At 43.3% G+C, this 14,038-nt stretch carries 8 protein-coding genes and 2 pseudogenes; 1 reads left to right on the forward strand and 9 read right to left on the reverse strand.

The window, feature by feature from the left end:
• Window positions 1–8,621: alpha/beta fold hydrolase (locus AACQ83_RS22065; RefSeq protein WP_192881067.1), on the forward strand; the 8,621-nt coding region annotated here is incomplete at its 5' end.
• Window positions 8,622–8,941: 320 nt separating this feature from the next.
• Here AACQ83_RS22065 and AACQ83_RS22070 read toward each other — a convergent pair.
• The 9 genes and pseudogenes from AACQ83_RS22070 to AACQ83_RS22105 form a co-directional block, all read right to left on the reverse strand.
• Window positions 8,942–9,428, reverse strand: a pseudogene (locus AACQ83_RS22070) (DUF2569 domain-containing protein).
• A gap of 399 nt (window positions 9,429–9,827) precedes the next feature.
• On the reverse strand, window positions 9,828–10,283 hold the full coding sequence (locus tag AACQ83_RS22075; protein ID WP_112879645.1) for a hypothetical protein: 456 nt from the start codon (window positions 10,281–10,283) through the stop codon (window positions 9,828–9,830).
• A gap of 3 nt (window positions 10,284–10,286) precedes the next feature.
• The gene (locus AACQ83_RS24785) at window positions 10,287–10,667 is read right to left on the reverse strand and encodes a toxin C-terminal domain-containing protein (protein ID WP_445260536.1); all 381 of its coding nucleotides are present in this window, start codon (window positions 10,665–10,667) and stop codon (window positions 10,287–10,289) included.
• 113 nt (window positions 10,668–10,780) lie between these two features.
• Window positions 10,781–11,023, reverse strand: a pseudogene (locus tag AACQ83_RS24790) (VENN motif pre-toxin domain-containing protein); the annotation flags it as partial.
• A 217-nt stretch (window positions 11,024–11,240) separates the two neighbouring features.
• The gene (locus AACQ83_RS22085; RefSeq protein WP_157975445.1) at window positions 11,241–11,792 is read right to left on the reverse strand and encodes an immunity 42 family protein; all 552 of its coding nucleotides are present in this window, start codon (window positions 11,790–11,792) and stop codon (window positions 11,241–11,243) included.
• 2 nt (window positions 11,793–11,794) lie between these two features.
• Complete coding sequence (locus AACQ83_RS22090) at window positions 11,795–12,097, reverse strand: hypothetical protein (RefSeq protein ID WP_112879647.1); 303 nt, start codon at window positions 12,095–12,097, stop codon at window positions 11,795–11,797.
• On the reverse strand, window positions 12,094–12,381 hold the full coding sequence (locus AACQ83_RS22095) for a hypothetical protein (protein WP_240000893.1): 288 nt from the start codon (window positions 12,379–12,381) through the stop codon (window positions 12,094–12,096). Before AACQ83_RS22095 ends, AACQ83_RS22090 begins: the two co-directional genes overlap by 4 nt.
• Window positions 12,382–12,644: 263 nt before the next feature.
• Entirely contained in the window at window positions 12,645–12,908 is a 264-nt protein-coding gene (locus AACQ83_RS22100; RefSeq protein ID WP_011145468.1) for a hypothetical protein, read from the reverse strand.
• Window positions 12,898–14,038: VENN motif pre-toxin domain-containing protein (locus tag AACQ83_RS22105; RefSeq protein WP_275658150.1), on the reverse strand; the 1,141-nt coding region annotated here is incomplete at its 5' end. The genes AACQ83_RS22100 and AACQ83_RS22105, both read right to left, overlap by 11 nt.

Genomic DNA, 14,038 nt, shown 5'->3' on the forward strand with positions numbered 1-14,038 from the left:
AAGGCAATGTCGTCACCAAAGTGGGTGACGGTATGCAGATTACGGCAGCAAAAGGGAAAGCTAACGTCACGACGACAGTGGGCAATGGTTTAAATGTCACCGCTGCTCATGGTGACGCTAACATTAACACTCATGTAGGTAATGGCGTTTCGGTTAACCTGGCGTGGGGTAAGCACAATATTAATACCAAAGTGGGCAATGGCCTCAATATTGCGGTCATGAAAGGTAACGGCAATGCCAATATCCATGTGGGTGATGGCTTGGGTATCCATGCCTCTTATGCGCGCAACAACGTGGCGATTAAAATTGGTAATGGTGATTTTTACAGCTTCTCTGCTACGGAAAGCAACAAACTTTCTTCCCTCTTTGAGCATATCAAACAGACAACATTAGGTGTGGGAGGCAGTCAGGCAATCAACTATCTGGTTCATGGGGAGGAAGCTAACACGTCGGGCACCCATGAAGGCAGAGGCGCGATAAATTTAGCGGAAGTTTCCTCCATTGATGGCTTTCAGATGGATGAAATTGCGCCAGTAAGTTCAGATTTAAACCATAGTTTCAATGGTGCTATAACAGCCGTGGAGACGTCTGACGTCAGTTCAATAGAAAGTGTTTTGAGTCAAAAAACGCTATCGGAGTCAGATCAGGATGAAAATCTGATTGTCAATGGTGACTTTGAACAAGGTAAATTGGGTTGGCAGTCAACTAATGATATAGAGGCATATAACCCTGCGAGTGCTTATGGTCTTGATAATACCGGTGATGGTGAACGAGTCAGTAAATTTGATGTTGATAAAAACACTGTAATTTGGCGGGAATTACAAAATTTGTCTGAAGGAGAAGTGGTTTCACTGACTTTTGATTTTATGAGTCATTTAGAGATGATGGACCGTGATCTGAGTGACTGTGGAATAGTGGTGTTGTGGAATGGTAAGTCTGTATTCTCAGCTTCTGGACCGGGAGCTATATGGCGAACTCAAAAACTCGATTTAATGGCAAAAGCAGGTACTAACCGGATTGAATTTAAAGGTACAGGCCAGGATGATGGATTTAGCTATATCTTAGACAATATCGCTGTGAAATCTGAGACGTCATTGATTGTCAATAGTGACCTTGAGCAAGGTAAATTGGGTTGGCAATCAACCAATGATATTGCGGCCTATAGCCCAGTGAGTACTAATGGGCCTAATAATACCCGTTATGGCGAACGAGTCAGTGAACTTGATGTTGATAAAAACACCACTATTTATCAGGACCTGCAAAACCGTTCTGAGGGAGAAGTCATTTCTCTGAGCTTTGATTTTGCCAATCGTCCCGACGCTTATTCAGCCGACAATGGTATGGATGTTTTCTGGAACGGCAAACTTGTTTTCTCGACTTTTGGCGATGCCGCGAAATGGCAAAATAAAACACTAGAGCTGACAGCAAAAGCGGGCAGTAATCGAATTGAGTTTAAAGGAACAGGCTTGAATGATGGTGTAGGCTATATTCTGGATAACGTTTTTGCAAAATCTAAGAGCTCACGACAAGCCAATATTATTACCGAACATGTGAAACAGGATAAAGCGGCACAAAATGCGTTAAGCGATAAAGAAAAAGCCGAAAAAGATCGCCAACTGTTGGAACAGGAAAAAGAGAAACAACTGGCAGAAATTGCGAAATCGCAATCCCAGTTGGAATTAACGGATCAGGCAGCAGTTAGCCGAAATGGGCTGACACAGCGTAATGCGATAGAAACAGAAGCGCAGGCAGAGACTGACAAACTGGTTTCCATGACGCAAGGTTTGGATGTGCTTGGTGACTATGCCAATTACAGCGGCCAATCAGGTGATCAATGGCGTAATCAGTTTGCTTCCCAATTTTTGAACCGTGCCCAGGACGAGCTGAATTACACCAAATTTATTACCCAGAAAAAATTAGCTAATGCTCAACGATCTATTACGGATAACCAACAACAAGTAAAAGAAGCGGTTAAGAAATCCGAGGCCGGTGTAGCACAAAGTGAGCAGCATCATGCCAGTGCAAAACAAGATATTGCAGAGGCTCAGAAGAAAGCAGAGTTAAGAAAAGAAGAAGCATTATTACAGCAACAACGGGCCAAAGAAGCAGAAAATGATGCAAATATCGCCTGTCAAGGGGCGGAATATCGGGGTAAACGTGATATTGCTGCGGCTGAAAATAAAATTGCCCAGGCACAAGAAGATGTTAGAGGGGCAAAACAGGGCGATTCCAAACCTGATCGTACCGGTGCCGGTGGTAGTGGTTTGTCTGGTAATGCCTACGAATCGACAGGAGCAGGGGAGACAGGTAGCTATATTGATCCCGAATTAATACCGGAAGCTGAAAAAAGATTCTACAAGGGATTGACTAAAGAAGAGCTACAAGCGTTGGATGATGCTAAACAAGCGGTTGAGCGTCTACAGATAAATGCCAGTATCCGCGCGGAAAATACCGGCGTTTTAACTACTTCAAAGTTTGCCAAAGTACAATCGTTTGTCAAAGTACAATCGTTTGTCAAAGTACAATCGTTTGTCAAAGTACAATCTGACGATAGGGTGATGCCAACGTCGAACAGTTCAGGTGAGCGAGCCAGAAAGGTGCCGCGGATTTCAGGCATTAATCTGGAATCGTTGGGGAATGATGTCAAGGTAGAGCAGAAAAATTCTGCTCTATTTGAAAGTGCAAAATTTAATTTATTGAAAGAAGGAAATAAACTATTTATCAATCCTAATGCACGAACATTGGGGCGGAAAAGGCAGCTTAGTAAGGCGCTGACCGCGGTACGTGACACTTTCTATAAAACGATGAGTCATTTTGATGAAGAGCATGTATCGCAACTTGAACAGGCGATAGCTGATTGGCAACAGCGTAGCCCAAAGGAATTTGCTCTACGCACCAATCAGGTGAACTTAGTACGTTTTAAAATGGGCCGAATGATAGAGCACTTGCAGGTCCAGCGAGCTGAATCCGCTGGCGTCCTTGGGATTGCCGTGGCGCCTCGACATGCTGAACATCTTAAGCAGCGAGTCATCTTTGATGGAACCGGACGTGTTGTCGGTTTAAAAGGCGGTATAACACAAAACGAAATTAATCGTCTTATTGAGTGGCAGATTACCCCGTTGACTCGAACGAATTCAACCGCTGAACGGGAAGCGCCTAAGACCGAAAGTGAAAGTCTGATTGCTTTTATGAGCCGATTAGAAGCCGCGAATATCCCGGAAGCGAGGCTTTGGATTGGACGAGCTAGAGGACTCTGGCTCACCGGACAAGTCACATCGAAGGAAACTATCAAGTTATTTGATGCTGCTGCCAGCCAGTTACAGGCATATCCTGAGTTACATGCTTTGGTACTGTCATTACAGGCTGATGCTCACAGAGAAAAGTCAACTACCCAATATATTGACAACTTATTTGGCCGTCGTTTTGATTCTGAGTTGGCGCATACGTTGGTGAAAAACGCGTCACCTGATGCGATAGCGACCTCTAGGCGGATAGGTCAGTTTCTGGTGCAGGAGTTTGAGTCGTATATGCAAATTACTCCGGGCTCACCTGTACTCGACGGACAAATTGCTATTAGGATGCAAGCTTTTGCCGAAAAAATTAAAAAGGATATTCGTCCTTGGTTCAGTCGGGTGCCTGAACTGACCGCATTCCTGCAAAAACCGACCTTTGATAACTTTAAGATCATGATGACCAAGGTGGATAACGGCTTTGAAATGATCAAAATTCCGTTTCTGGCAGTAAAAATGTCGAACACTGATGGTATGGGGTTACATTTATCTCAATGGAAGGCGGAAGCGGATATTTTCTATCGGGATGAGATCTATAAGGCGCGTTCCACCAGTAGTAAGTTAACTAATATGGCGGATGTTACCTATAAAGTGAAATTAACTGAACAGCAAACCAATGATTATGGTATTGCATTGCCTTACCAGCCATCCGGTGATCAATATGAAGATTTCCTGTCTGGCAGAAAGGTGGCGGCGGGCAGAGTGCTGACGCCTGGACAGGAAACAACGCTTGAGCGTAACGCCCTGGCGCAGGGGCATTCCGTGGTAACGGGGGCATCTGGCTCGACCAATATCATGGTTCATCTCAATAACTATATTGCCAGTCAAGATCCTACTTTCTCGCAAGAGCAGGCATACCTTAATACGTTGGCGTTTTTGGTGTTTGATGGCGGTCATTCGGTTAATGAAAGTTTGGTGGTCTACAAAGCATTGCAGACGGCTGATGATGAACGTCGGCAGGTACTGCAAAACTACACCGCCAGTTATACAGATCTGATGGATATCGCCGGAGGTAAAGGAAAATTATGGGTAAATCAGGCAATAAATAATGCATTTGAGAAAACCCAACATCTTTATCGAGAATATACCCCAGAGAGAGAGAACTCTCCGGTGGAAGTATTGCAGGCGTTATCGGGCAAAAATGGAGCGTCAGAGTCGGTATTAATTGAGGATGATGGTACTTCGCCACAGGATAAAGACTCTTTAAACCCAGTGACCCGATTCTTTAACAACGAACTGTATGGTTTTAAAGAAGAGCGCCGCCATATCAGTGATGAGACGCAGACCATTCTTAATGATGCTGTTGCTAATGGCAGTTCAAGCAAAATCACCCTAAAAGGCGAAGGGGGACGTTTAACTGGATATTATCATCAAGGTGACATAAAACCAGATGATATCTCGACGGCAGCAGAGAAAAAAGTCGTGCTTTTCCTTCATGGTTCAGGTTTATCTGCGGAAGAGCAAGCTCATGACATCCAAAGCCACTATCAAAAGCAGGGCATTGATATACTTGCTGTCAACATGCGGGGCTATGGTGGTAGTGATGGTAGTCCAGGTGAGCAAGGGTTCTATCAGGATGCCCGGACAATGTTTCGCTATTTGGTACAAGAACGAGGTATTAAGCCGGGTAATATTATCATTCATGGTTATTCCGTCGGTGGGCCGGTGGCGGCTGATCTTGCCCGATATGCAGCGCAAAATAACCAAGCTGTGTCAGGTCTGTTACTCGACAGGCCAATATCGAGTATGACCAAAACCATAACCGCGTATGACATACCAAACCCTGGCGGCATGATTGGGGCATTGGCAAAAGCGATGAATGGACGATTTTCAGTAGAAAAAAACCTCAAAGGCTTGCCGATCAATACGCCGATCATGTTGTTAACTGACAATCAAGATTTAGGGCATGAAGGGGAAAAGCTGCGTACAAGATTGACCGCTGCTGGTTATCGCGTATCGGGTGAACAAACCTTTTATGGTCATGTCGAGAGCGGCGCTTTAATGAGCCAATATGCTGATAGGATTGTATCGACGTTCTCCGATTTTCAAAATAAAAATCGGGACGTGGTGAAGAACTCGCTGCAAAAGAGTGACAATCGCGGGATACGTTTTGGTAGTCAGATCATTATTCAGATGGAAAATGACCCGATTGTAGCAAAAGCAGCGATCAATCTGGCGGGTAAACACCCAGAATCCAGCGTAGTGGTTAAACTTGATGCTGATGGCAAATATCATGTCATTTATGGTGATCCTGCCAGATTATCAGGCAAATTACGTTGGCAGATTGTTGGTCATGGCCGTAGCGCATCGGCACAAAATAACACTCGTTTGAGTGGTTACAGTGCTGATGAATTGGCAACAAAACTAAAACAGTTCAGCCAGAACTTTAACCTGGCGGGTAAACCTGATCGTATCAGCATTGTGGGTTGTTCACTGATTAGTGATGACAAGCGGAATGGTTTTGCCTATCGTTTTATTACTGCTTTAGATAAACAGGGTATCCATAGTGATGTTTCAGCGCGTCGTAGTGAAGTGGCCGTTGATGCAACAGGCCGTAAATTTACCCGCGATAAAAATAATCAGTGGGTTAACAAGTTGGACGATAACAAACTGGTGTTACGTTGGAATGAACAGGGTGAACTAACGACTACAACAGAAAAATTGCGTCGTGGTGTGGCTGAAAGCGATATCAACCTTGCCGGGGTGGGATACACCGATGCTGATTCAGTAACTAAAGGGGCAATTGCGGATAACCATGATGTTTTCACCGCGCCAGGAAAGCGCAAAAACAGGGTAGAGCTTGGCTCAAATCCTCAAGCTGATAAGCCGCTGAATTATGCCGGGAATATACAGGTAAACGTGGGCGACGGTGAATTTACTGCGATCAATTGGGGAACATCGAACGTAGGTATCAAAGTGGGTACGGGTGGTTTTAAGTCACTGGCCTTTGGCGACAACAATGTGATGGTTCACATTGGGGATGGTGACAGTAAACACAGCGTGGATCTGGGTGGTTATCAAGCGTTTGAAGGGGCGCAGATGTTTATTGGTAACCGTAACGTCAGCTTCAACCAAGGTCGCAGTAATGACTTGATTGTCATGATGGATAAATCCATCCCTACGCCACCGCTGGTTAATCCATTTGATGGCGCTGCTCGTATTACTAGTGTACTGAAATCTATTGCTCATTCCGACGAGGAGTGGAATTGGTTGGCGGCGCAAAATCAGCAGTGGACGCTATCTGGCGCGAAAAAATTCGTGCAGGACATGTCTGGTTTAGACCAAACCAGCAGTGTGGATTACAAGACCTTGGTTGATCTGGATTCGCAGTGCGAGCGCAGTAGCCGTGGTTTAAAAAGTGACACAGAAGCAGCATTGAACAAGAAGTACCACCAATGGCTAAGTGGTCACGGCAACAATATTGATACCAGTAAAATGAGCCGTGCGGATAAATTCCGTCAAGCCAATGAGAAACTGGTTTTCAATTTTGCGGTAGGTGGTCAGGGAGCGGACATTCAGGTCACAACCGGTAGCTGGAACTTTATGTTCGGTGACCATATTCAATCGATTTTGGATACCAACCTGGGTTCTCTGTTTGGTCTGATGACGCAGCAATATTCAACAACGGGCCTGGCGAAAACAACATTTACTTACAATCTACAGGACTTACCGCGTCAGCTTAAAAACAAACTGCTTGGCCGGTTAGCTAGTGTGAATGCCGATACTACTTTAGCGGATATTTTTGGTGTGGATTACACGCCGGAGGGACAGATTGTTGCCCGTACTGGTAAGCCGGTTGATGGCAAGGCGATTTTGCAAGAGATGTTGGAAGTTATTAAGCAGTTTGGTGGTGATCAACTAAGTACCTTGACTGATCCGGATAAATTGATTGATGGTTTGAAACAGAACGCCAATATGAGTGCCGATGGTATTGAATCATTTCTTGTCAGTCATGGGTTGAAAGAGAAAGCGCCTGATAAAAATCGGGAAAAGAGTATACCGGGTGCCATCAACAGTGGGGATAGTCAGGCTAATGACAAATCAGAGCGTGCCTTGGGCTTTAATTCGCTGAATTTGCCTAACCTGTTTGCGACGATATTCAGCAAAGATAAACAAGAAGAGATGAAGTCATTAGTGACCAATCTGAAAGAGAATCTCACGGCAGATCTGCTCAATATGGAGCAGAAAACCTTTGATTTCCTGCGTAACAGCGGTCATCTGCAAGGGGATAGCGATATCCATATCTCGTTAGGGAACTATAACTTCAACTGGGGCGGTGACGGTAAAGATCTTGGTGCTTATCTGGGCGATAACAACAACTTCTGGGGTGGCCGCGGAGATGATGTTTATTACTCCATCGGCACTTCCAACATCTTTACCGGTGGTGAAGGTGATGACTTGGGCGTTCTGATGGGACGTGAAAACTGGATGTTTGGTGGTAGTGGCGATGATACCGCAGTAGTAGCTGGACGCATTAACCATGTGTTCATGGGTGAGGGTAATGATCAGACATTTGTTTTTGGCGAAGGTGGCCTTATTGATGCCGGTAACGGGCATGACTACGTTGTCACCTCTGGTAACTACAATCAGGTAGATACTGGGGAAGATCAAGATTATGCCGTGACCATCGGTAATAACAACCGGGTTGAGCTAGGTGAAGGCAATGACTTTGGCAGGGTGTTTGGTAATGACAACCGAATTGATGGCAACATGGGTGACGATGTCATTAAACTGATGGGCTATCATGCGGTAATTAATGGTGGAGAAGGAGATGACCACCTGATAGCCGCTACTATTTCGAAGTTTAGTCAGTTTGATGGTGGTGACGGTCAAGATCTACTGGTTTTGGGGGGATATCAAAACCACTTCCAGGGTGGCGCAGGAGTAGACAGCTTTGTGGTCAGTAGTAAAGTAATTGATTGTCAGGTTAATGATATCGATGCGGAAGACATGATTGTCTTTAACGGTATTGACTGGCAAGACCTGTGGTTCCAGCGCAGCGGATACGATTTAGTATTATCAGTGAATCGCTGTACTCAGGATAAAACCGCTCAGGGTGTATTTGAATCGGTGGGTTCCGTCACTTTTAGTGATTACTTTAATGGTAATCGTGCCAAATTAGTGACTCAAATGGAGCGTAAGAATGCATCAGGAGTGCGTGAATTTACGGCACTTTCCGACAATGCGGTTGACACCTTGATTCAGGCAATGAGTAGTTTTGCCCCGACAGTCGGTGATAACGGTTTTATCGAAGGGCTGGACAGCAAGGCGAAAGAGGCTATTACGACGGCGTGGGCAGATACCGCAATTGGCAAGGGTAAATTTGCCTGATTAACTTGCTATAACGCTAAGTAATAACAATAAAAATGGCTCACTGGATAGGTGAGCCATCTTAATCTTGCAAGGGTATTATCGCTAGCTTACCCTTTTCCGCCGCATGCTTACGAATCAAGTAGAAATTAAATAGTCTGAGTTCAGCAAAATACAGTACTCAGACCTTGATGAACGAGTGATTTAAATTGCCTGACTTTTGTAAATAATTCACAAAGCCGGGATAGTTTTGATTGCCATATTTTTTGAATAAATATGAGTTGCAAAAAATTAACCTACTCTTATTGAATATTATTTGCAAAATAGTTTAATTTAAATCATTATTTTATAAATGTTCTTTTAACTCGGATAGATATAATAAAGTAAGGTACCCATATACATGTATAAAACACAGCTCTAAAAAGCAAGAAGAGATAATTATAATCCAGTTTTATTTCATATACATAATGAGCCAATGCTAAATCAGTTATTACAAATAATGAAGTAAAAATTAAAAAGATAATATAAAGGTGTTCTTTTCTTTTTTCTAAAGAAAAGAATAGATGTATAAAGTGCAACTCCAAAAATAATGGTAAAACAAATAAACTCAAATCCTATAAGGATACGTAATTCACCTAGAAAATCATAACCAGAGATCAAGGTTGTCATCGTTTTATATGAACTAAATAAAGAACTTAATATTGCAAAGATAATATTTATTGCCGGAAAATAGAGAAATCCGCCAATTCCACTCAGTTCTTTCTCTTCACATGCTGCACAAAAATCTGATTCATGCAATGCTGGGTTTTCACATTTAATACACTTCATAAAATTTCTCCAAATAGTAATCTCAATCCAAAGATTGATTATTAATTTACGTAAATCATACAGGTGATAGTATATAAAACAATAACATATTAGTCTGATAAACCCCCCTATTTTTAATAGCCTTATTTACATCTTCAAGTGAAAAAAGAAATATTCCATCTATAAAAAATCAAGGCAACCATCTGATAATAAAGAAATAGTTAGATTCATAAAAATATAACTAATATCCATATGATGTTTTTAATAAAGAAAAACTTTACTCGATCATTCTTTAAATCTCACATTATACTGCTATTTCCCAACTGTACCTTTTTTCATTCTCCTCGGCCGCCGCCAGTACACTTGCTAGTGCATTATTCTCCACTATAATTTAGTGGAGAATAAAGTAGAAATCCTAATTCAAGATTGGGATTCTGTATTAATTTTAAGACTGTTATAAAAATCTATAATACTATTTAGATCAGTATTCCATTCAGATATTTTCATCCCATCTTCATTGTGCGTAGTACGCGACTCTATGAAGTTATTTATCTTCTCAGGAGTAAAACCTGGACACTCATCTAAAAAGAGGATGCTATTTTGTAAGAAAACTTCCTCACCTGCGAAATATATGATCCAAGCAAATATAAAATTTGTGTAATCAGGCTCATACATTGATACAGCTAGCGCTACAGGCTTTTTACTGTGTATACCCTCTTCAAGAGAAGTTCGCCAACTCTGCTTGTAATCCTCAAAGCTCCAATAAGATAAAGGTATGTGAACTGCTTCTGTAAATGTATCAATAATAATTGTTGCAGGCAGAACTAGCTCATTGTTTTCTCTGATGGGTGCATCACCGGGAAATATACCAAACATCAATCAGTCCTTAACTCTGTTCAGATCACTATCGTAAGTCCCCATTCGCTTGCCTCTACGGTCAAACATCTTCCAGCCATTAGTAATATTATGGCTATCAACATCGGGAGTAATATAGGTTTTACCATCAAAAAACACAGGTTGCCCATGTGAATTAAATGGTGCTTTAGGAGGAGCTATTCTCCGATCAAAGCCTAATTTCCCTGCTGCCTCTTGGGCTTCTTTTCCTTTCAGAGCCAGATAAGCTAAGTCGTCTTTATTCGGCTTTTCCGGGATCGGCGTAATTGTAGTATTTCCGCCAGTATCCGGCTTACCTTCCGTATTGCCGGTATGATTTGGCGTAATACCAGACCGATTCTCCTCATTGCCTGTATGGTTCGGTATACTACCCGGCTCTAACTGTTGTTTCCACCGGTATGATTAGGGTATTTCCTGATATCACCGGATTGATCACCGCCGGTATGTTCTGGTAGATCAGTTGGATGAGCAACTTGAGTGTATTTATTCTGAAGTGTATTTAGGTAACTCTGTGTAATTTCATCATTTCCCATCATCTGAAGCATAATCAGATGGTCTAAGTCTTCTGAAGAAATCTTATCAGCAATTTCCTTCGCTACTACTCCAGTTATACCCGCCTTAACACCTATCTCCAGGACTTTCTCTGCCACTTTGGCACGGCATGGGGCAGCTATTGCACACCCTTCCGTTACCAGTTTACCTAAGAAATTATTGTCAGCAACAACCCATTCCAGTGCGAAGTTGACCGCCAAGCACCTATTTTTTCTATGGTACTCAGTCAGTTACAACCTGTTTTTCCCTGTACGGTTTGACTCCCGGCCAATAACACCCCGACGCGACTTTTCAGCTCGATAAGCCACTTTGCCTTGATGTGATGAACCTCACCTTTAGAGTTAGATGGTTATCCAACATTTGGGGTACGGTCCACATGGGGGGATTTTACTTTAGGCAGTAATAATAATTTATTGTAGAAGTGACAATGTTTTTCACTGTTTCCTTTTCTAAAATAATATCAGTAACATGTGGTTTTAGTATTTCCTCCCAATGATATCCAACATCATCATTACCATTTAAAACACTCAGTTTTGCACCTAAGATTCTTATCATACTGCCATTAGATACAGCAAAAACATAACAACAGTCATTTTCTAAATTATATGTAGATGCTTGATATTTGTAAGAAGTAACAAAATCGTCTGATACTTCTTTCTCTGGTTCAGCCCGTTCAGGCAACATTGTTTTTAACATAGAGAAGTAAGCTTCTTTTTTTTCCATATTGAAAATATTATTATTTTCAACAGGTAATACCAAAGCATTACTATCAGATAAACAAAGGATATCTCCTCCTAATGTTGCTACTTTCGCACTATTTGGATACAGTTTTCCATCTATACAAAAATGAAATAAGCCATTTCTATATCCATTTTCTGTACTCCAATCAGATAAATACTCTATAAGTATGGCAAAATGATTTGGATCACCAAAAATCATAATTATCTCCATTTTCCAGGTAAACCAAGTTTCTTTTTAACGTCTGATGGAACGTCGCTCTTGCTTAATGCCGCACTTTTATCACCTGTGCTACCGGACCAATGCCACGTACCATCATTAGTATTGGTAAATTGATGTACATTACCATTACTATCCAATGCGTATCTTTTTTTACCACTTGCAACTGAATTGCCAAACAATTCGATCGAATTTTTAGGTTCAGTCCCGGCATTATGGTGATAACCTATTTGTCCTGGAGTATGTTTAGGGTTTGATTTATACACTAATCCATTATTAGTTGTCACAGGATCAGGAGCCGGTATAGCACTTCCCTTACCCCTTTTGCGCCAGCTTTACTGATCCCTCCGGCAACCCCCGCAGACGCCGCAATCCCCGTCTGCCCCATAATCTTCACGATTTCCTGGGTCGTTTCTTCTGAGCCACCGGTGACTTGGGCACGATGGAGCACTAAATTGCGGGAGGCATCAATATTCGACATCGCACCCCGTAAATCAGCCCATTCCCGCACTTCTGCCGGTGTGAGGGAATCCAGTCCCTGCATTCTGGCTTTTTCCTGAATTTCACTCATCCGGGCACTGTAATCACCCTGTAATGCTCGCAGCTCTTTGGCAACCGCAACACACTGGTCAGCGCCTGAACACGTTGCTATCCGCGCCTGAACCTGATCATATTCCTGCCGATATTTATCTCTGACCGTCGCACGACAACTGCTATCTCCCTGACAATTGACCAGTTCCTCGCTCCTTGAGCGATTCTGGTCAACGCTTAAGTGATTATTATCGACAACAAGCTGTACCCAGACTTGCGATTATATTGGCCGGAATTAAGTAGCTAAGGATCTGAAGAGGATTTTCTTTTGCGAATTTCTTCTATCTTCGCCAATACCCAAATTCCAATTCCAACAGGCAATCCTGCACCAACTCCTACTCTCGCAGTGTAAATAAAATCATTCCAATGATAATTAAAATAACCATTTTCAAAATAATAAAATGCAGGTACAGCTAACCCTGCAATAAAGGCCAAAAGAAAAATAAACGATGTCCAGTAAGCTGTAAGTAGGATAAAAGCTTTTAATCCTATTCGTTTATTTTCCATTTTTAGCTCCATTTTCTTTTATCTGGTTTTCAATACCAGTGCCTATTACTGTACCTACAACAGTACCTCCGATAGCCCCACCTATTTCTGACGCTACAGGACTGATAACGACAGGAGCCAGTTTATCTGTAATTATTTTTCCACCTTTAGCACCTGCTACAGTACCAACAGCCGCACCTATAACAGCTCCAGTTGCATCTTCACCTTTAAGCTTGCTACCTAGCCAAGCTCCACCAATATTTACCCCTTCTGTATATATCAAACCTTTACCTTGGGTTAATGCTCCCACTCCGGCAGCTATAAGCGTGTCAGTATAGCTGTAATTCTCGTTTGGTTTCATAGTGATAAGCTGTTTTCCGGTGTCAGATATTGCACCAAGTAAAGCTCCACCCACTACGGCTGCGGTCCCAGCAACAGGCGCAACTATAGTCCCTCCCACAGCAGAAGCACCTGCACCCCAAGCGACTAACAATCCTCTTGCCGGATCTTGCCCTTCCGGGTGATCACCTTTGGCATGTTTTGACAATGCAGCCGAAATCTCTTGGGGAGATTTACCTTCATTTAACATCGCAGCAGCCAGACTGGATGCTGACCGACCGTAATCTGCCATGCCTTTGGGTAAACTTAGGGCATTATTATCCGCCGCATTCTTCCCGGCCTGCGCACCAGTGAGGGCGCTGGCGCTGGAATCACCGGCAATGCCGCCGGCCAGCCCAGCCGCCAGGGTAGAGAGGGTGCTGATAGTCTGTTTCTGTTCCTCCGTTAACTCACTGACGTTAGCCTTATCGCCGTAAAGTTGCTTAATCAATACCTGAGCCGCCAGTTCACCAGAAGCAGCGCCGGCTGCTCCCGACAAGGCATTGTTGCCACTGACTTCCGCCGCCACGGCGCCCAAAATCGCATGGGCCAGCGTATTGGTGGCGATATCCACCTGATGGGTTTGTGGGTCAGTCGTCAGTTCTTTAATCACGCCAGCCAGATACGGCGAAGCACCGCCGGCCAACGCCTGACCAAGATTGTTCCCCGCCAGCCCCTGAATCGCTGCCGTAGCCGCCTGTAACGCTTTTTGATATTTGCCGCCGGTCCCCAGGCCGGAGTCATTCAGCGCCTGCGTGTAAGCGGTGTCATAA

Origin of the sequence: Photorhabdus sp. S10-54, assembly GCF_963878145.1 — a bacterium.
Classification (GTDB): Bacteria; Pseudomonadota; Gammaproteobacteria; order Enterobacterales; family Enterobacteriaceae; genus Photorhabdus; species Photorhabdus kayaii.